The organism is Planctomycetaceae bacterium, from assembly GCA_021371795.1.
Classification (GTDB): Bacteria; Planctomycetota; Phycisphaerae; order Sedimentisphaerales; family UBA12454; genus UBA12454.
Genome location: JAJFVK010000001.1, coordinates 1 through 18,969, shown reverse-complemented (window position 1 = coordinate 18,969; position 18,969 = coordinate 1). Strand labels below are relative to the sequence as shown.

At 45.4% G+C, this 18,969-nt stretch carries 20 protein-coding genes and 1 pseudogene; 20 read left to right on the top strand and 1 reads right to left on the bottom strand.

Features of this window, described 5'->3' with window-relative positions; translation table 11 throughout:
• Positions 1 to 163: 163 nt before the first annotated feature.
• The gene (locus tag LLF92_00105) at positions 164 to 1,333 is read right to left on the bottom strand and encodes an IS4 family transposase (GenBank protein ID MCE5339515.1); all 1,170 of its coding nucleotides are present in this window, start codon (positions 1,331 to 1,333) and stop codon (positions 164 to 166) included.
• A gap of 213 nt (positions 1,334 to 1,546) precedes the next feature.
• On the opposite strand from LLF92_00105, the gene LLF92_00100 reads away from it, so the two are divergent.
• The 20 genes and pseudogenes from LLF92_00100 to LLF92_00005 all read left to right on the top strand — a co-directional run bounded on the left by LLF92_00100 (position 1,547) and on the right by LLF92_00005 (position 18,523).
• Complete coding sequence (locus LLF92_00100; GenBank protein ID MCE5339514.1) at positions 1,547 to 2,080, top strand: DUF1269 domain-containing protein; 534 nt, start codon at positions 1,547 to 1,549, stop codon at positions 2,078 to 2,080.
• Positions 2,081 to 2,118: 38 nt separating this feature from the next.
• Positions 2,119 to 2,613 (top strand): RpiB/LacA/LacB family sugar-phosphate isomerase, encoded by a 495-nt coding sequence (locus LLF92_00095; protein MCE5339513.1) that lies wholly within the window; start codon positions 2,119 to 2,121, stop codon positions 2,611 to 2,613.
• Between the two features lie 11 nt (positions 2,614 to 2,624).
• Positions 2,625 to 3,728 carry a transaldolase gene (gene tal, locus LLF92_00090; GenBank protein ID MCE5339512.1) on the top strand — a complete coding sequence of 368 codons (1,104 nt, stop codon included), beginning with the start codon at positions 2,625 to 2,627 and terminating at the stop codon, positions 3,726 to 3,728.
• A 13-nt stretch (positions 3,729 to 3,741) separates the two neighbouring features.
• Entirely contained in the window at positions 3,742 to 6,285 is a 2,544-nt protein-coding gene (gene glgP / locus LLF92_00085; GenBank protein ID MCE5339511.1) for an alpha-glucan family phosphorylase, read from the top strand.
• 121 nt (positions 6,286 to 6,406) lie between these two features.
• The gene (locus LLF92_00080; GenBank protein MCE5339510.1) at positions 6,407 to 7,540 is read left to right on the top strand and encodes an ABC transporter permease; all 1,134 of its coding nucleotides are present in this window, start codon (positions 6,407 to 6,409) and stop codon (positions 7,538 to 7,540) included.
• Between the two features lie 3 nt (positions 7,541 to 7,543).
• Positions 7,544 to 8,317 carry an ATP-binding cassette domain-containing protein gene (locus tag LLF92_00075; GenBank protein MCE5339509.1) on the top strand — a complete coding sequence of 258 codons (774 nt, stop codon included), beginning with the start codon at positions 7,544 to 7,546 and terminating at the stop codon, positions 8,315 to 8,317.
• Positions 8,314 to 9,030 (top strand): MlaD family protein, encoded by a 717-nt coding sequence (locus LLF92_00070; GenBank protein MCE5339508.1) that lies wholly within the window; start codon positions 8,314 to 8,316, stop codon positions 9,028 to 9,030. The genes LLF92_00075 and LLF92_00070 overlap by 4 nt, the downstream gene beginning before the upstream one ends.
• A gap of 1 nt (position 9,031) precedes the next feature.
• Positions 9,032 to 9,649 (top strand): PqiC family protein, encoded by a 618-nt coding sequence (locus tag LLF92_00065; protein ID MCE5339507.1) that lies wholly within the window; start codon positions 9,032 to 9,034, stop codon positions 9,647 to 9,649.
• Positions 9,650 to 9,755: 106 nt separating this feature from the next.
• The gene (locus LLF92_00060; GenBank protein ID MCE5339506.1) at positions 9,756 to 10,382 is read left to right on the top strand and encodes an HAD hydrolase-like protein; all 627 of its coding nucleotides are present in this window, start codon (positions 9,756 to 9,758) and stop codon (positions 10,380 to 10,382) included.
• Between the two features lie 124 nt (positions 10,383 to 10,506).
• Entirely contained in the window at positions 10,507 to 11,106 is a 600-nt protein-coding gene (locus tag LLF92_00055) for a nucleotide exchange factor GrpE (protein ID MCE5339505.1), read from the top strand.
• Positions 11,096 to 12,067, top strand: a complete 972-nt coding sequence (locus tag LLF92_00050) for a DnaJ domain-containing protein (protein MCE5339504.1) — start codon at positions 11,096 to 11,098, stop codon at positions 12,065 to 12,067. The genes LLF92_00055 and LLF92_00050 overlap by 11 nt, the downstream gene beginning before the upstream one ends.
• Positions 12,064 to 12,402 carry a MerR family transcriptional regulator gene (locus LLF92_00045; protein ID MCE5339503.1) on the top strand — a complete coding sequence of 113 codons (339 nt, stop codon included), beginning with the start codon at positions 12,064 to 12,066 and terminating at the stop codon, positions 12,400 to 12,402. The genes LLF92_00050 and LLF92_00045 overlap by 4 nt, the downstream gene beginning before the upstream one ends.
• Before the next feature lie 143 nt (positions 12,403 to 12,545).
• Positions 12,546 to 13,304 carry a PRC-barrel domain-containing protein gene (locus LLF92_00040; protein MCE5339502.1) on the top strand — a complete coding sequence of 253 codons (759 nt, stop codon included), beginning with the start codon at positions 12,546 to 12,548 and terminating at the stop codon, positions 13,302 to 13,304.
• Complete coding sequence (locus LLF92_00035; GenBank protein MCE5339501.1) at positions 13,282 to 15,714, top strand: phosphoketolase family protein; 2,433 nt, start codon at positions 13,282 to 13,284, stop codon at positions 15,712 to 15,714. Before LLF92_00040 ends, LLF92_00035 begins: the two co-directional genes overlap by 23 nt.
• A 45-nt stretch (positions 15,715 to 15,759) precedes the next feature.
• Positions 15,760 to 15,987 (top strand): hypothetical protein, encoded by a 228-nt coding sequence (locus tag LLF92_00030; GenBank protein ID MCE5339500.1) that lies wholly within the window; start codon positions 15,760 to 15,762, stop codon positions 15,985 to 15,987.
• Between the two features lie 33 nt (positions 15,988 to 16,020).
• Positions 16,021 to 16,764 carry an HAD-IIB family hydrolase gene (locus LLF92_00025; protein ID MCE5339499.1) on the top strand — a complete coding sequence of 248 codons (744 nt, stop codon included), beginning with the start codon at positions 16,021 to 16,023 and terminating at the stop codon, positions 16,762 to 16,764.
• Positions 16,765 to 16,796: 32 nt separating this feature from the next.
• The gene (locus LLF92_00020) at positions 16,797 to 17,066 is read left to right on the top strand and encodes a hypothetical protein (protein ID MCE5339498.1); all 270 of its coding nucleotides are present in this window, start codon (positions 16,797 to 16,799) and stop codon (positions 17,064 to 17,066) included.
• A gap of 7 nt (positions 17,067 to 17,073) precedes the next feature.
• Entirely contained in the window at positions 17,074 to 17,892 is an 819-nt protein-coding gene (locus LLF92_00015; GenBank protein MCE5339497.1) for an HAD-IC family P-type ATPase, read from the top strand.
• 101 nt (positions 17,893 to 17,993) lie between these two features.
• On the top strand, positions 17,994 to 18,410 hold the full coding sequence (locus LLF92_00010) for a hypothetical protein (protein MCE5339496.1): 417 nt from the start codon (positions 17,994 to 17,996) through the stop codon (positions 18,408 to 18,410).
• A gap of 2 nt (positions 18,411 to 18,412) precedes the next feature.
• Positions 18,413 to 18,523: pseudogene (locus LLF92_00005) on the top strand (DUF2934 domain-containing protein).
• Positions 18,524 to 18,969 lie beyond the last annotated feature (446 nt).

Genomic DNA, 18,969 nt, shown 5'->3' with positions numbered 1-18,969 from the left:
ATTGAATGTTGGACGTTCGATGTTGAACGTTAAAAAGACACTCTTAACTATTCACTATTCGTTCTCGTCGTCCCAAACTTCTATATTAACTTGTAAAAGAGCCGGTGATTTATATTGCTTCTTTCAGTTCTGCAATCTTCAATTTTCAATCAGTACTGTCCCATTATAAGTTGAATAAGGACAGTTGGTTATAGTTTTGTTGCTCTTTAAAATCATAATAATTTTCCGTAAGTGCTTGTTTTAGCGGTGTTTTCTCGAAAAGTAGGACACTTATAATTTGGAGTATTTCGTGTAATGAACGCTCCAGCTTCAATTCCTTTTTGATTATCGCCACAAGCACATAAACACTGATAGCTATCCATATTTGCGTCTTGACTGCATTGATGGAAGTTCCGAAAAAAGATTTTATCCGCAGGTGTTGTTTGATCCATTTGAAGAATAATTCGATCTGCCATCGCAGTTTGTAAAGCTGACAAATAGTCAATGCGTCCAGTTGAAAATGATTGGTCAGAAATACAAAAGTACGATGCTGTTCTTCGTCTCGAAAAGTAATTCGTCTCAGTGGTATCGGGTAAAGTCTTGAAGTTTTTGGGCCGGTTAATTGGATTGTCTGGTCGCTTCTTATGCTGCTGCTCTTGTCTATCGGATGAGAACACCGGCGATAATAAACTGTATTTCTTTTGGCTCTGATAATGAAGAAGCAGTTGCTCTTTGAAAAACTGTATAATGTTTCGAAGTCTGTGTAACCTTTGTCCATTACATATATGGCAGAGGCCTCCAGAGGTATCGTTGGAAAGATGGTAGTTTCGTGCACCGCACCGCTTGTAATGCGTACAAACGTAGGTATAGAGCCTTTTAAGTCCATCAGTGTATGCAGCTTTATCGCACTTTTGTGCCGGCGGTGCTGAGCCCATGGGAATAACGACAGGCATAAATCGATAACGGTTGCATCCAGAGCATAGACTGTGTTTTTCAATGTAACACCGAAGTCTTCGTTGGCATAAAGCTGTCTTGCTTTGGAAATGAGAACCTGTGCAAAGTCGTGATATATTCGCCAGTCTCTTTTTTCGTTGGAGTTGGCGAGGTTGTTGCGAGAAACTTTTCCACGAAAGCCGCAGTGATAGAGCTTGCCTTGTAAAGCGTTTAAACAGGTTTCTATATCTCTTAAGCTTTCGCGATAAGTTAGCTGTGCAAATGCCATCGTTAGATATTGATCGAAACATGAAAAAGATTTTACTCGATGGTTGCCATTGTATCGATTTACGCAAGTTCTGAATTGATGCATTGGAATAAAATCGAGTATTTGCGAAAACACTGTACGTTCGTTGTTCATTGGCCGTGCTACTCCTGATTGGTGATAATAAAATCTCACCGCAGGATACCAGCCCGTTCAAATCGATAACAGTTGTTTTTTGTTGTAACATTGTATATCTAAAATAGTTATACTAATTAGGTCTCAAGTTAATGGGACAGTACTGGTTGGTAAAGATAAATTGAGCGAAAAATGAAAAACGAAAATGAAAATAATTTTTATGGAGATTAAATAATGGCTGAAAAGAAAAATGCAATGGTTGCAGTGTACAACACACACACAGAAGCTGAAGCTGGCATCAAAGAACTGCAGAAATCAGGCTTTGCCATGAAAATGCTTTCTATTGTAGGCAAGGACTATCATTCTGACGAGCATGTAATCGGATACTACAATACGGGCGATCGGATAAAGTATTGGGGCAAGCTTGGCGCTTTCTGGGGAGGTATTTGGGGGCTATTATTTGGCTCGGCATTTTTTATGATTCCCGGATTTGGGCCGATTTTGGTTGCAGGTCCACTTGTGGCATGGCTGGTTGGAGCACTGGAAGGTGCTGTCGTAGTTGGAGGCCTTAGCGCATTAGGTGCCGGGCTTTACAGCATAGGCATTCCTAAAGACAGCGTGTTGAAATATGAGACCGCAATCAAGGCAGGCAAATTTGTTATAGTTGCGCATGGTACAGCCGATGAGGTGGCCAATGCCAAAAAAATTATCGAAGACACAGAAGCTATTGAATCTGATGTGCATCATACAGAACCTGTTAACGTTTAACATAATTCAAAAATTGCTTTTAAGAGAGAAGAATACCAATGGCTGACTCTCTGACAATATTGACAGTAACACCGAAACACGTCGGAGTCGCAGCCGACCATGGAGGATTTGAATTAAAAGAGAAACTGATTACTGCTCTCAAGGCAGCAGGTTTCACGGTAAAAGATTTCGGTGCTTATCAATTGGAGTTGGAAGATGACTATCCGGATTTTGTTATTCCGCTTGCAAAGGCAGTGGCAAAAGGCGAGATAGAAAAAGGTCTGGCTATCTGCGGTAGTGGAATAGGGGCGTGCGTGGCTGCCAACAAAGTTGCAGGCGTGCGTGCATCAATGATTATGGATTCGTTTTCCGCTCATCAAGGTGTGGAAGACGACAATATGAATATAATGTGCCTGGGAGGCCGTATCATTGGTTTTGAATTAGCGTGGTCTCTTGTTCAAATTTTTTTGAATGCCCGGTTTAGTGATATTCCGCGTCATCGGCACCGCTTGGCTAAAGTTGTGGAATTGGAACACAAGGAGGTAATATCATAAAAGATAATCCTTTGAAAAAATTGCAAACGCTCGGCCAGTCAATTTGGCTCGACTACATCCGGCGTGATTTAATTGTAAGCGGCCAGCTTCGACGTTTAATAGATGAAGATGGACTTCGGGGAATGACCTCTAACCCATCTATTTTTGAAAAGGCTATAGCGGAAAGCAATATTTATGACCAGGACATTCGTGATATGGCTCTTAAAAAAAAAGATGTCAGAACAATCTATGAAACTATCAGCCAACACGATGTACAGAACGCCGCGGACGGGTTCAGGTCTGTGTATGAAAAAACTAACGGCATAGACGGATATGTCAGTCTTGAGGTCAACCCTCATCTGGCAAATGACACCAAAGGCACAATTGAGGAAGCTCGCCGATTATGGGCAGCACTGAACAGACCAAATGTTTTCATCAAAGTTCCTGCGACAGCCGATGGTCTGTCTGCCATTCAGCAACTCATCAGCGAAGGAATCAATATCAATGTAACGCTGCTCTTTGGGTTGCCTCGTTATCGACAGGTTGCGGATGCTTACATCGCAGGTCTCGAAATGCGCGCTGCCCAAGGCAAGCCAGTGGAACATATAGCCTCGGTGGCCAGTTTCTTTGTCAGTCGTATCGATGCATTGGTGGATTCACTGCTTGAAAAACTCATCTCACAAGACAGCCAGAAAACAGATATCGCAAAAAAGTTGCATGGACAAGTTGCCATCGCCAGTGCGAAAATGGCCTATCAAATATACAAGGAAATATTCTGCGATGATAGATTTAATAAACTGGCTGATAAAGGTGCTCGTGTCCAGCGGCTTCTATGGGCCAGCACAGGTACCAAGAACCCTGACTACAGTGATGTAAAATACATTGAATCACTAATCGGCCCAGACACCGTAAACACGGTCCCGCCTGAAACCATAGATGCCTACCGTGATCACGGTGATCCGAAATCACGTCTTGAACAGGATGTCGAGCAAGCAAACCTGGTAATGGCACAATTACAGGAACTCGGAATCAGCATCGACAAGATTACCGGGCAGCTCGAAAATGAAGGCGTAAGAAAATTTAATGAACCATTCGACAAGCTGATGGAGGCCTTAACAAAAAAGTCATCAGAGTAATTAAAGAGAAACTATGAACGAGCAAACACATGTGAACAAGCTATACTCTTTTCTGCCAACAGAAGTGGATGGATTTGATTCTCTTGCCGAGCTTGCTCTGGATATGCGATGGTCGTGGAGCCATTATGAGGACAAAGTATGGAGACAGCTCGACCCTGAATTGTGGGAACTGGCACAAAATCCATGGGTTGTTTTGCAAACGGTTTCACGGGAAAAACTTGAAAACTTATTGGCCAACACCGAATTTCGCAGGGAAGTGGATAAGCTTTTGGAACTCAAGGGCCGCAAGTCGGCAGCGCCTGCGTGGTTTCAGGAAACTCATCCGCAAACTTCTTTAAACTGTGTCGCTTATTTCTGTATGGAATTTATGCTAAGCGAAGCTCTGCCCATATATTCAGGCGGCCTCGGTAATGTTGCAGGAGACCAGCTCAAAGCCGCCAGCGATTTGGGTGTTCCGGTAATCGGTGTGGGGTTGCTTTACCAGCAAGGCTATTTTCGTCAGATGATTGATAAGGATGGAGCGCAGCAGGAACTGTACCCGTATAACGACCCGGGGCAATTGCCGATTACGCCTCTGCGGAAAGAAAATGGAGAATGGCTGCGGCTGGAAATCGTGCTTCCTGGTTATTCGGTGTGGCTGCGTGCATGGCACGTCCAGGTCGGCAGAGTTAAACTTTACTTGTTAGACACTAATGATGCCGCGAACTTTCCAGCTCATAGAGGAATTACAAGCGAACTTTATGGAGGCGGGTTTGAATTGCGGCTTAAACAAGAGCTTATACTTGGGATTGGAGGATGGCGGCTGCTTCGTGCTCTCGGGATTCGGCCGGAGGTATGCCATCTGAACGAAGGGCATGCTGCCTTCGCTGTGTTGGAAGGCGCAAGAAATTTTATGGAAGATACAGGTCAGTCTTTTGAAGTCGCACTGGCTGTTACACGAGCCGGTAATCTATTTACCACTCATACACCGGTAGCAGCAGGCTTTGACCGTTTCTCTCCAGCTCTTATCGAGCAATACCTTGGCTGGTATGCCGACAAGAGGCTTAATATACCAATCCACGATTTGCTTGCTCTTGGGCGGCAAAATTCCAATGACTCATCAGAATTTTTTAATATGGCTTATCTGGCTATACGAGGAAGCGGAGCGGTAAATGGTGTGAGCCGGTTGCACGGAGAAGTCAGCCGCCATCTCTTTGAACATTTATTTCCACGCTGGCCGGTAGATGAAGTGCCTGTCGGTTCAGTTACCAACGGGGTGCATATGTCAACCTGGGATTCGGCGACGGCCGACGAACTTTGGACACAGTCTTGCGGAAAAGACCGTTGGCTGAGAACAAAGGAAACGCTGGGCGAAAACATTCGCCGCATTTCCGATGTCGGGCTCTGGCAATTTCGTGCCGTGGCCCGTAAGTCTCTCGTTGAATATGCCCGTCAGCGGCTGTCTCGGCAACTCGCTGAATCAGGCGCATCGTCCGAGATAGTTGACGATACAAAATATTTATTTGATCCAAATGCATTAACGCTCGGTTTTGCACGCCGCTTCGCATCCTACAAAAGACCGAATCTTCTGCTGCATGATCCGCAGCGATTGCTTGGCCTGTTGACTGACAGTCAGCGTCCTGTTCAACTTATTATCGCCGGTAAGGCCCATCCTGAGGATCAGGAAGGACAACGACTGATTCAGGAATGGATACGTTTTATCAGGCGGCCAGAGGTGCGTTCACATGCGGTATTCCTTAGCGACTATGATATGCATTTGACTGAACACCTGGTACAGGGAGTAGATGTCTGGATTAACACGCCGCGGCGTCCATGGGAAGCCAGTGGAACCAGCGGAATGAAAGTGCTTGTCAATGGAGGACTCAATCTGTCGGAACTGGATGGATGGTGGGCTGAAGCATATACACCGGAAGTTGGATGGGCGATTGGCGACGGCCATGAACATGGCGATGACCCGGCATGGGATGCTGTCGAAGCAAATGAACTTTACAACCTGCTCGAACGCGAGTTGATTCCTGAATTTTATAACCGTGATGAAAATGGAATTCCCAAAGCATGGGTATCGCGTATTCGTGAAAGCATGGCAATGTTAACGCCTCGCTTTTCAGCCACCAGCACTGTTCAGGAATACACCGAGCAGCATTACCTTCCATCTGCGATATCCTATCGTATGCGTGCTTCAGATAAAGGCGCAATGGGGCAAAAACTGGTAAATTGGAAACATACTCTCGAACAAAAATGGGCTGCGGTGCATTTTGGCGAAACAAAAGTTGAAACTGACGAACAGCATCACACATTTAAAGTTGAGGTCTATATCGACGACATCGACCCAAATGCGGTTCGAGTGGAACTTTATGCGAATGGGATAAATGGTGGCAGTCCGGTAAGGCAGGAGATGAAGCAAGGTCAACAACTGGCTGGTGCAATTAGAGGCTACATCTATAGCATAACAGTATCAGCAGCCCGGCCTGCGACAGACTATACGGCCAGAGTGATACCGAACTATGACAGCGTTGCGGTTCCTCTGGAAGCCGCTCAAATATTGTGGCAGCGATGATTCAATCGACGGAAGAAAAGACAATTATTCGCTGCCTTGAGTTGTTTGGTGAAGATATTAGAATTGATAATGAAATGGTTTATACGATTAATCATGTTAAATAAGGGTTAAGGCCGATCAAGTGAGTATACTGCCGGAAAAACTTGTCTTTGATTATTCAACACCAAAAACACTTCTTATTAAACTAAGCGGAGATTGGCAGATTTCCGCCGGTCTTCTTTCGACAGATGAGGTCACGTCGCAACTCGATAGTCATCCGGATGTCGCAGAAATTAATATTAGTGTTTCAAAAGAGTTAAAGTGGGACAGCGGGCTTATTTCTTTTTTGCTTAAGCTGATTAGGGAGTGTGAGGACAAGGATATTCATGTCGCTCGCGAAGGGCTGCCGGAGAAATCGCAGAAACTGCTCTCGTTGGCTTTAAAGACATCTGAAAAAGATATTTCACCTCAAAAGGCGAGTGAGTCATTTCTTGAAAAATTGGGAGGGAAAGTTTTACAAATTATCGAAAACTTGCGTTCGGGGGTTGATTTTCTGGGGGATATCACTGTTTCTATAGTCCACATGGTTAAAGGTAAATCATATTTTCGCTGGGACGATTTTATGTTAATCGTGCAGAGATGCGGGGTCGATAGTTTGCCGCTTGTATCTTTGATAAGTTTATTAGTAGGTATGATACTTGCCTTTATCGGGGCGATACAGCTTAAAACATTTGGGGCTCAAATATATATCTCCGATATGGTCGGAATTGGCATGGTGCGCGTATTGTCGGCAGTGATGACTGGTATTATTGTATCCGGCCGCATCGGGGCGTCTTTTGCGGCAGAGCTGGGAATGATGCAGGCAAACGATGAAATCGATGCTCTTAAAACGTTAGGTGTTTCTCCTGTTGAGTTTTTGGTCATACCACGTATTCTGGCGTTAGTAATTATGATGCCGATCCTGACCATATATGCGGATATCATGGGCATATTAGGTGGTTTTGTTATCAGTGTGTGGGTACTTAATCTTAATCCGATAGAATATTTGAATCATACCCAGCATGCCGTAAAGCTTAGCTATATATGGGTGGGGCTTATTCACAGTTTTGTTTTTGGCGTAATCGTTGCAGTTGCCGGGTGTCTGCGTGGTATTGAGTGCGAAAAAAACGCAGCCGGCGTGGGAATCGCAACTACCTCGGCAGTGGTTACTGGAATAACTGGTATTGTGATTGCAACTGTAATTATTACGTTCATTTGTCAATTTTTGGGAGTATAACTTGTGAATTCAACAATGCGTCCGGTTATTGAAGTGAAGAATATTGATTTAGGGTATAATAATCACGCCGTGATGCGTAACCTTAGCTTTAGTGTGAATAAAGGCGATATCTTCATTGTTATGGGAGTAAGCGGATGCGGCAAGAGCACTTTGCTTAAGAGTTTGATTGGCCTTAAGGCGCCGACTAAGGGTAAGGTTTTGTATAACGACAAAAGTTTTTGGGATGAAGATGAAATAGGGCAGAAAAATATTATGCGGCGTTTCGGCGTTCTTTATCAAAGCGGAGCGCTATGGAGCTCTTTGACCGTAGGGGAGAATGTCGCGCTTCCTTTACAACTATATACAAAGTTATCCAGCCAACAGATACAGGAAGTAGTATCGCTAAAACTTTCGTTGGTTGGATTGGAAGGATATGAGGATTTTTCTCCTTCGAAAATAAGCGGTGGTATGCGAAAAAGAGTCAGCCTTGCGCGGGCAATCGCGTTAGATCCTGATATTATTTTTTTTGACGAACCGTCGTCCGGGCTTGACCCGATAAATGCGCGAAAGCTTGATGATTTGATTCTCGAACTAAGAGATGATTTGGGCACTACGATAGTTATTGTTACGCACGAACTCGCCAGTATTTTTGCCATTGGGAATAATTCAGTGTTTCTTGATATGGAAAGCAAGTCAATTATTGCTGCAGGTGACCCCAATATATTGTTGGCTAATTCCAAGGATGTCAGGGTTATCCAGTTTTTAACGAGAGCCGGAACGCAGGGAGCTAAGCAATGAGTAAAAAAGCGAACAAAACATTGATTGGTTTATTTGTAACAGCAGCATTAGTATTGCTGATAATAGGAATAGTGGTTTTCGGTTCGGGAGCACTTTTCAAGCGGACAAGTAAATTCGTTTTGTATTTTGACGGTTCCGTTGAAGGCCTTTCAATAGGAGCCCCGGTTTTATTTCGGGGAGTCAGTATCGGTACCGTAAAAGACATCAGCTTGATTTATAACTCAAAGACCGGGACTGTTATACTTCCCGTGATTGTCGAGTTCGAACATAGTCGCATTAAGAGTTCCTTTAGTTTTAGGGAATTGGGCGGAGAGAAGAAGATGATTGCGCTTGGTCTGCGTGGGAAGCTTGAAGTGAAAAGTTTTTTAACCGGCCAGCTTATGGTTTCATTTGATTTTTATCCTGATAAACCAGCTCAACTGCGTGGTTTCCCGAGTCAGTATCCAGAGCTGCCGACGCTTCCTATCTCTCCGGATATTTTTGAGATTATGAATGAATTACCGATTAAAGAAATCGCAAAGAATATAGATGCTGTAACCAAAGGGATTGATAAATTGGTGAATTCAAGCGATTTCCAGGGAAGCCTTTACGATTTGCGGGAGACGCTTCAAGAAACAAAACAGACAATGCGATCAGTGCGTTTACTTGCCGAATATCTTGAGCAGCATCCGGAAGCTATTTTAAAGGGTAAACCAGTACTTAAAGGAGAATAAGATGAAGCAAATTGTTATTCATTCTTGTGTGGTTATGTGTCTTGCCTTGGTTTTAAGCGGCTGTATGTCTGTGCCAAATAGCCCGACGCCGCGGTTTTATATGCTTCAGGCTGTCCATGAAAATCAGGTAGATAAAAAAATAAATATTGCTTCTGATGTGGTCATTGGTGTCGGGCCGGTTAAAATCCCGGAATATCTGAACAGGCCGCAAATTGTGACTCAGGATGAAGAAAAGATGCTTAAATTTGCTCAATTCGACCGCTGGGCAGAATCTCTCGACCTTGGAATGGCGCGTCTGATTAGAGAAAATCTCGCAGATATTCTTCCGGATGCAAAATTTATTTTGTATCCCTGGAATTCATCCATTTCTGTTAGATACCAGGTAGTTGTAGAAATTGTTAAATTTGATAGCAACCTTGATAAGGAATTGTTTCTTGTTGCGCAATGGTTAGTTGTAGATATGCAAAATGCGAAAGTTCTAATTATAAAAAGATCAGAATTCCGGCAGTCGATCGTCCCGCATAATTACTCCGGTTTAGCCAAAACGTTAAGTATGGCTTGCGACTCATTAAGCAGCGAAATGGCTGAATCGTTGGCAATGCTTGAAACTCATTCTTAAAACCAAAGCGGATGCCTCGGTTTAAGAAAGTGGTTAAGAAACTGTGGTTTTACTAAAGAAGAACCAATGCCGCTTTGGGTGGCAAGATTATGCTGAAGGAAGCAAAATGAAAAATAGCAGTTTAATTACTATGTTGTTTGTGGATATCGGCGGCGTTTTGCTCACCGACGGATTGGGGCACGTGTCCCGCAAACTGGCGGCAAAGACATTTGGTCTGAATCTCAAAGAGATAAACGACAGACATAATATGATATTAGATACGTATGAGATAGACAAGCTTACTCTGGAAGAATACTTGAATTACGTGGTGTTTTATCAGAAACGATTATTCACACTGGCTCAATTTAGGAAATTTATGTTTGCCCAGTCGAGGCCATATCCTGAAATGATCGAGTTGGTCCGCCGGCTTAAGGGGCGGTATGGGCTGAAGATTGTTGTTGTCAGCAACGAAGCAAGGGAGCTGAATTTGTATCGGATTCGAAAGTTCAAACTTGATGGTTTTGTGGATTTTTTCATTTCCTCCTGTTTCGTCCACTTGCGAAAGCCAGATGCGAATATCTTTCGTATGGCACTCGATATTGCGCAGGTTCCTGCCAGTCAGATAGTCTATATTGAGAACATCCCGATGTTTGTCCAGGTCGCAAAAGGTCTGGGAATTAGAGGTATTTGTCACACGGATTACAAATCCACATGTGCGAAACTGGCTTCGTTTGGATTGGAGGCTGCAAAATGACAAACAAGTCATCAAAATCGACTCATACTAACGTGCTGATGATCAAAGGCGGCTCATTGAGCATCAAATTCGTGTTGTTCGAGGCCTGTGATTCGCTTCGACGGATTCTGGAGGTGATATCATTATGAAATCGCAGAAAAAAAAAGACTTTCAAATGGGAAACTATAAGGTGCCAACCATCAATCCTGAACATCCAGGCTCGGCAGATGCACCGCATCCGTCCGCTTCAGTTGCTAATGCTGTATTGACTGACCTATCCATGCTCCAGAAGGATTTGGCCGCACAGAAGAACGATTACATTCGCCTCGCCGCCGACTTTGACAATTTCCAAAAGCGCACACGGCGAGATTCCGAACAACAAGCTGCGGTGGAAAAGGAAACCTTCATACGTGACTTATTGCCCATTCTCGATAATCTCGAACTTGCCATGGCTTCCGAGCAATCTATTTCTTCCGAGTTGTTGCATCAAGGTGTGACGATGACGCTGCAGCAGATTGGCCAGTTGCTCCACCGCCACGGCATTGAGGCGGTCGAGGACATTGGTAAGCCATTCGACCCTCACCGGCACGAGGCTGTTTCCGTGTGGCATGACCCACGCCAACCCGATCAGACCATCCTCGAAGTTATTCAGCGTGGTTACTACCGCAATGATAAAATCTTTCGTCCGGCAAAGGTTGTTGTAAATGACTTGAGTCATTCTCCAGGAGGCAATCATGCCCGTTAAATTCAAGGACTACTATGACGTTCTCGGCGTGGCTCGAGATGCAAACGGCGAGGAAATCAAAAAGGCATTCCGCAAACTCGCTCACAAGTATCATCCTGACGTTGCCAAAGACAAGATTACGGGTGAAGAAAAATTCAGGGAAATCAACGAGGCCAACGAAGTCCTTAGCGACCCGGAGAAACGGCGAAAATATGATCAGTTGGGAGCAAACTGGAACCATCAGGGACAGCAGCCGCCACCGCCACAGAGCGGATTTGGCGGAGGTTCCGGAGATGCTTCGGAATTCCATTTCGATGGTACAGGCTTCAGCGATTTTTTCGAGCAGTTCTTCGGCAGTCGCGGTCGTGTATCCGAAGGTTTTGGTCGAACAAATGGGAATGGCATGGAAGGCGAGACAATCGCCCATCGCGGCCAGGATATCGAGGCCGACATTTTGGTGACGCTGGACGAAATTTTGCACGGTTCGACACGTACAATAAATTTGCAGCGTACCGATCCGCGCTCCGGACAATTGGGCAAGCGGACTTTGCGGGTGAAAATCCCGCCTGGCGTGCGGGAAGCACAACTCATTCGTCTTGCGGGCAAAGGCCAGGAAGGAATTGGCGGAGGTGAATCGGGAAATCTGTATTTGAAGGTAAAATTCGCCCAGCATCCGGACTTCCGCGTGCGCGGTGCCGACCTCTATTACGATTTGGATCTGGCTCCATGGGAAGCGGTGCTGGGTGTTACCATCCACATCCCGACTTTGGACGGAATGGTATCCTTGAAAATACCGACTGGTACCATTGCTGAACGGCAATTACGTTTACGTGGAAAAGGTTTGCCAATGAGCAACGGGATGCGGGGTGACCTGTATGCTGTCGTGTCTATCCAGGTTCCAGTAAATCTGACGCCGGAACAAAAAATACTATGGGAACAATTGGCCGCAAAATCAACTTTTAACCCGAGGCGCCCTTTATGAATAAAAGATTTGTTACGAACAGCCAGCCATCTCTGGCAATAGAGTTGTTTCAACCGAAACCAAATGTTTTATACAGCCTCGACGAGACAGCACATCTCGCGGGTGTATCCCGCCGTTTCATTCTTATATATTGCCGTGACGGCTTTGTACGACCTATTGTTCAACCACCGTACGGGGTAATGGAATTCACGGAAGAGGCAATTTATACCATTCGGCGAATCGAGTACTTGCGAACCATTCACGGCCTCGATTTAGCTTTGCTCAAAACAATGTTCGATCTGCTCGACGAGGTCGAGCATCTTCGTACCGAACTGCGTTTTTTGCGTAAACATTGAGAAGGCGAAAATACACGAGGCTTATATCCTATGACAAAGAAACTTAATTAAGCCTGTTTATTGAAATATGAATAATAACAAAACTCAAAAATAAAAGGATTACTATTATGTTAAACAAAGCTAAAACATTAAAAGGTTACAAATTGCACAGCCTCGATGGTGAAATAGGAAAGGTCAAAGAATTCTACTTCGATGATAACCACTGGACGATTCGTTATCTGGTTGCCGACACAGGAAGCTGGCTTATGGGCAGACAGGTATTAATCTCCCCGTACGCAATGGTCGCCGTGAATAAAGAAGAACAATATATCACCATTGATTTAACCAAAAAGCAGATTGAGGACAGTCCATCTCTGGACAGTGACAAGCCCGTCTCGCGACAATTTGAAGATGCCTACCATGGGTATTATGGATACCCGATGTATTGGAGCGGTCAATACATGTGGGGACTTTATCCATACATTTTGCGAGACCGTAAAATGTGGAGAGAACCCACCAAAGAGGAAAAATCGTGGAATCCCAATTTACGCAGCACTTACGATGTGAGTGGCCATCACGTCCAAGCCACAGACGGCGAGATTGGCCACGTTGATGATTTTATAATAGATGACGAGACGTGGGCGATTCGTTATCTAATCATTGATACACGGAACTGGTGGCTGGGTAAAAAAGTCCTAATTTCACCGAAATGGATTGGTAATATTAGTTGGAGCGAGTCGAAAGTATTCGTCAGTATTTCCCGCCAGACCATCAAGCAGGCACCGGAATACACAGATGAGTCTCTGCTAACTCGGGAATATGAGACCGAACTGCATCTACATTATAATCGCCAGGGATACTGGGATGATGAACTGACTGCCATTGAAAAGGAAAATAGTTATGAAAACAAAAAAAGTATCTGAAAAGAATATTGAGGTAAAAAAGGAAGAGAAAAATAAAAATGACAAACCGTTGTCGCCAGATTTGCTGCGAAAGATAAACGCCTACTGGCGTGCCGCCAACTATCTGTCGGTCGGTCAGCTCTATCTATGTGACAATCCTTTGCTTCGAGAACCGCTGAAGCCGGAGCATGTGAAGTCGATGCTGCTGGGACATTGGGGTACTACGCCGGGGCAGAACTTTATTTATGTACACTTGAACAGGATCATTAAAGAGTACGACCTGAATATGTTTTATATCTCCGGCCCGGGTCACGGCGGTCCTTCTCTTGTGGGCAATGTTTATCTCGAAGACACATGGAGTGAAGTTTATCCGAACATCACCCAAGACGAAGCCGGACTGAAAAAGCTGTTTAAGCAATTTTCATTTCCAGGTGGTATTTCCAGCCATGTTGCACCGACGACGCCGGGTTCAATTCATGAAGGCGGCGAATTAGGGTATTCGCTAAGTCATGCCTTCGGAGCCGCGTTCGACAATCCAGAGCTTATTGTCGCCTGTATCATCGGCGATGGTGAAGCGGAAACAGGCCCGCTGGCAACGGCATGGCAGTCCAACAAATTTCTCAATCCGATAACCGATGGAGTCGTGCTGCCGATCCTGCATCTCAACGGCTATAAAATAGCCAACCCAACTGTGTCGGCGCGCATTGAGCATGAGGAATTGGAGCAATTCTTCCGGGGCTGCGGCTGGACGCCTTACTTTGTGGAAGGTGATGACCCGGAAAAAATGCATCAACTCATGGCCGAAACTTTGGAAGAGGTCATCGAGAATATTCGGCAGATCAAAAATAACGCGCGAAATAAAAATGACGCCTCTCGACCACGCTGGCCGATGATTGTCCTTAATTCACCCAAAGGCTGGACGGGACCGAAGGTTGTCGATGGATTACAAATCGAAGGTACTTTTCGAGCACACCAAATTCCGTTGTTGGTAGATTCCGAGCATCCCGGTCATCTAAAGCTCCTTGAGGACTGGATGAAAAGTTATAAAGCAGAGGAACTCTTTGATAAAGATGGACATCTCATACCGGAATTGGCAGAGCTGGCACCCGAGGGTGAGCGAAGAATGGGCGCCAATCCTCACACTAATGGCGGGTTATTATTGCACGATTTAATTATGCCGGACTTTCGGAAATACGCAGTGGATGTACCATCTCCAGGATCGGTTGAGGCATCAGACGCACATATGCTCGGAGAATTCCTGCGCGATGTGATTAAGCTCAATAAGGAACAAAGAAATTTCCGGATATTCGGTCCCGATGAGACGCTTTCCAACAGGTTAAATGCTGTCTTCGAGGTCACCAAACGGCAGTGGGAAGCCCGAACAAAAGAGAACGATGAGTTTCTTGCATCCGATGGCCGGGTAATGGAGATGTTAAGCGAGCATCAATGTGAAGGTTGGCTTGAGGGATATCTGCTCACCGGAAGGCACGGGTTGTTTAACTGCTATGAAGCGTTCATTCATATTATCGATTCGATGTTCAACCAGCACGCAAAATGGCTGAAAGTTACTGCGGAATTACCATGGCGGCGAAAAATAGCATCGCTAAATTATCTGCTCGCTTCGCACGTTTGGCAGCAAGCCCATAACGGCTTTACCCATCAAGACCCTGGCTTCATCGATCATGTGGTAAACAAGAAGGCTTCTATCGTGCGAGTTTACCTTCCGCCCGATGCCAACTGTCTGCTATCGGTTGGGGATCATTGTTTGAGAAGTCGGCATTATGTTAATGTCGTGGTCGCAGGCAAATACCAGGCACCGCAATGGTTGACTATGGATGAGGCGGTAAAGCATTGCACCGAGGGCATCGGTGTATGGCAATGGGCAGGCAGCTACCAATGCGTCGAGCCGGACGTGGTGATGGCTTGCTGCGGTGACGTACCAACTCTTGAGTGCTTGGCCGCTGTGTCCATCCTGCGTAAACATCTGCCGGATTTAAAAATACGTGTAATCAATGTTGTCGATTTAATGAAACTTGAACCGAATACGGAACATCCGCACGGACTTAACGATCAAGACTTCGATACATTATTCACGAAAGACAAGCCGGTCATTTTTGCATTCCACGGATATCCTTCGCTGGTTCACCAACTGACATACAGCCGAACCAACCATGAAAACATGCATGTTCACGGATATAAGGAAGAGGGTACCATCACAACGTACTTTGACATGACGGTTTTAAACGGTCTTGATAGATTCCATCTGGTACTGGATGCGATAAATCGGCTGCCGCAGTTGGGCGATAAAGGGGACCGCCTCAAGCAGATGGTGCAGGATAAACTCGTCGAGCACAAACTGTATATCGACAAGCATGGCCAGGATATGCCTGAAATCAGAAACTGGAAATGGATAGTGAATACCAATACATAACCGCATCGGAATTATTGGAAATTTAATTAAGAAAGGACAGAAAAAATGAAAGGCAACGAACACGATCTCCATCGACAGGAAGAGCAGGATCACAACAAGAAGCATCATGACGATAAGCCTTACTGGAAAAGGATACATCATACCTGGAGTTTTTGGATTTTCTTGGTTTTGATGTTAGCTGCCATCACGTATTACGCGCTGAGCGATAACTTGTCATTGCGGCCTCGCATCCAGCCGCAGCAGGCGCCGTCAGAAAATAGCAGAATCCCATAGATTTTCACAAACAAAGAAATATTGCAAATGATAATGAAAAAACTAATTGTTTTTGATTTGGATGGTACACTTGCCGAAAGTAAATCGTCTCTTGATGCTGAAATGTCGGCACTGCTGCATGACCTTCTTGGCATCGTCAAAGTAGCCGTGATTTCCGGAGGCGATTGGCTGCAGTTTGAGAAGCAAGTGATCTCCAATCTTCCCCATGACGAACGCCTGAAAAATCTATCCATCCTTCCTACATGTGGAACAAAGTTCTTCCAATATACAGGTGATTGGAAAAAGATATATTCAGAAGATTTCACCACGGACGAAAAGGGAAAAATCATCAGTTCTCTAAAGAAGGCTCTCGAAGCAGCAGGCTTCAAGGTTGAAAAAGTTTGGGGAGAAACAATTGAAGACAGGAGGAGCCAGATAACTTTTTCCGCGTTAGGTCAGCAGGTTCCTTTGGAAGAAAAGAAAAAATGGGACGCAGATTTCAACAAGCGGAAGAAGATAAAGGCAATCCTTGACACTTTTATCCCCGAGTTTTCTGTCCGAATGGGCGGCGCGACATCCATTGATGTTACCAAGCCCGGAATTGACAAAGCCTATGGGGTTAGAAAACTTCGAGACATACTCGGCATTTCATTGAAAGAGATGATTTTCATAGGCGATGCATTGTTCCCTGGCGGCAACGACTATCCGGCTGAAGAAGCAGGTGTTGTTTCTATTCCGGTTAGATGCCCCAATGAAACAAAACGGGTTATCGAAACAATAATAGCTTGTTTAGACTGAAATAAGAAAACATAACCAGACGAAAGATTTTTATGGGTGAATTTAAGTTGCAGCGACTGGGGCTGGTGATTGAGCCGGAGCCGGGTAATCCGCTGGAGGCTGAAGGTATCCTGAATCAGGCTGCTGTTCGCGGTCCTGATGGAAGGCTTTATCTTTTTCCACGTCTCGTCGCGAAGGGTAATTATTCACGTATCAGCATCGCCCGTGTTCGGTTTAATGATGCAGGCGACCCTTCCGGAGTCGAACGACTCGGCATAGCGCTCGAGCCGGAAGCTGATTACGAACGGCGGCCTGAAAAATAATCAGGCCTTGAAAGATTACCAGGTCGTCCATTTCCAGCCGTTTGACCCTGTGCATAAACGCACCGAAGCCACTGTCAAAAGCACGGATGGAAAGGAGTTTAAGGTAACCAAGGGAGCACCGCAGGTGATATTGAATTTATCTGCCAATGCAGGTCATGTGAAATCTGCCGTCGATAAGGCAGTCAACGAATTTGCAGTCCGCGGCTTTCGTTCACTGGGCGTGGCGCGAGCTGATGGTGAAGGTCAATGGCAGTTTGTCGGTGTGCTGCCGTTATTTGACCCGCCGCGAAAAGATGCTAAGGCAACAATCGCAACCGCTGGCAATATGGGTGTGAAAATTAAAATGGTGACGGGCGATGCGCTGGCCATCGCCAAGGAAACCGCCAAAAAATTAGATATGGGCACAAATATCCTTGATGCGGGCAGCTTGGGCGATTCAAAAAAACAAGAGAACGCAGAAATAGTTGAATCCATTGATAATGCGGATGGCTTTGCACAGGTGTTCCCAGAACACAAGTTTCACATTGTAGATGTCCTACAGCATCGCAACCATATCGTCGGTATGACTGGCGATGGAGTAAATGACGCTCCGGCTTTGAAAAAGGCCGACTGCGGTATCGCCGTTTCGGGTGCAACGGACGCGGCGCGTGCGGCAGCTTCCATTGTGTTGCTGACGCCCGGTCTGTCGGTGATTATTGACGCGATTAAGGAGAGCAGAAAAATTTTCCAGCGGATGAACAGCTACGCAATATACCGCATCGCCGAGACGCTGCGTGTGCTGTTGTTTATGACACTGGCGATTCTGGTTTTTATTTTTATCCATTGACAGCGGTAATGATTGTGATGCTGGCACTGCTCAATGATGGTGCCATCCTGTCCACTGCGTACGACAATGTTCATTACAAGGACAAGCCCGAAGCTTGGAATATGCGTATGGTATTGGGAATTGCCACGGTGTTGGGCGTCATTGGGGTTGTCTCTGCTTTTGGCTTGTTTTATCTTAGTGAACGAGTCTTTTATCTCGACCGTGCGCATATTCAGACGCTTATGTATTTGAAGTTGTCCGTAGCGGGACATCTGACAATTTTTCTGACGCGCACGCGAGGCCCGTTCTGGTACATACGCCCCGCGAGGATTTTATGGGTAGCAGTGCTCGGCACGCAAACCGTGGCAACGCTGATAGCGGTTTATGGGATGTTTATGGCACCCCTCGGCTGGGGCTGGGCGATGTTCGTTTGGGGATATGCACTGGCGTGGTTCCTCGTTAATGACCGCGTGAAACTGCTCGCGTATCGGATTTTCGATCCGGTCAAAGTCAAGACACCGTCCGATTTGAAGCCGTAGATCGCCAAGCGACCTATGAACTATATGAGCAGCAAGGCCATCGTGAAGGTCACGCGGCTCAGGACTGGCTTCAGGCGGAACGGGAGATTCGAAAAGATGAACCTCACAAATAAACTGATGCGAACAGCGATGCCGATATAGCCGAGAGAATAAAGATGAAAATTAATTCCACCAATTTTCGTAAACTGCTCTGGAGACAAGACCACACTGTTCTGACGGTTTTTCGTAGGTCGCCAAAATACCATGATAGAACTTGCAAAGTCCGGTGTTTTTGACCTTGCTGGAAATTATTTCAAGGGCAGTTTAAGGGCAATGGGCAATCAAAAATAGTAATATTTTCACAACACCTTATTTCGTAAATAGTTGTGTACTATTATAGGGTATCTCTAAAAATTAACAAAATTTCGTGCAGTTCGCTGCACATTTGATATAGTTAGCTCATTGACAAGTAAATTACGGTTTTTCATATCATTGGCAAAGGATTTCTTATGATGCTCTCCGGACTTTTCGACTGGCAAACTCGTTTTGAACAACTCGATAATGGCGGCGATCCACTGGT

Coding starts and splice junctions, on each gene's coding strand:
- LLF92_00100 (MCE5339514.1), top strand. CDS start 1,547: ATGGCTGAAAAGAAAAATGCAATGGTTGCAGTGTACAACACACACACA.
- glgP (MCE5339511.1), top strand. CDS start 3,742: ATGAACGAGCAAACACATGTGAACAAGCTATACTCTTTTCTGCCAACA.
- LLF92_00020 (MCE5339498.1), top strand. CDS start 16,797: ATGGGTGAATTTAAGTTGCAGCGACTGGGGCTGGTGATTGAGCCGGAG.
- LLF92_00060 (MCE5339506.1), top strand. CDS start 9,756: ATGAAAAATAGCAGTTTAATTACTATGTTGTTTGTGGATATCGGCGGC.
- LLF92_00095 (MCE5339513.1), top strand. CDS start 2,119: ATGGCTGACTCTCTGACAATATTGACAGTAACACCGAAACACGTCGGA.
- LLF92_00105 (MCE5339515.1), bottom strand. CDS start 1,333: ATGAACAACGAACGTACAGTGTTTTCGCAAATACTCGATTTTATTCCA.
- LLF92_00025 (MCE5339499.1), top strand. CDS start 16,021: ATGAAAAAACTAATTGTTTTTGATTTGGATGGTACACTTGCCGAAAGT.
- LLF92_00035 (MCE5339501.1), top strand. CDS start 13,282: ATGAAAACAAAAAAAGTATCTGAAAAGAATATTGAGGTAAAAAAGGAA.
- LLF92_00070 (MCE5339508.1), top strand. CDS start 8,314: ATGAGTAAAAAAGCGAACAAAACATTGATTGGTTTATTTGTAACAGCA.
- LLF92_00065 (MCE5339507.1), top strand. CDS start 9,032: ATGAAGCAAATTGTTATTCATTCTTGTGTGGTTATGTGTCTTGCCTTG.
- LLF92_00030 (MCE5339500.1), top strand. CDS start 15,760: ATGAAAGGCAACGAACACGATCTCCATCGACAGGAAGAGCAGGATCAC.
- LLF92_00050 (MCE5339504.1), top strand. CDS start 11,096: ATGCCCGTTAAATTCAAGGACTACTATGACGTTCTCGGCGTGGCTCGA.
- LLF92_00055 (MCE5339505.1), top strand. CDS start 10,507: ATGAAATCGCAGAAAAAAAAAGACTTTCAAATGGGAAACTATAAGGTG.
- LLF92_00010 (MCE5339496.1), top strand. CDS start 17,994: ATGCGTATGGTATTGGGAATTGCCACGGTGTTGGGCGTCATTGGGGTT.
- LLF92_00045 (MCE5339503.1), top strand. CDS start 12,064: ATGAATAAAAGATTTGTTACGAACAGCCAGCCATCTCTGGCAATAGAG.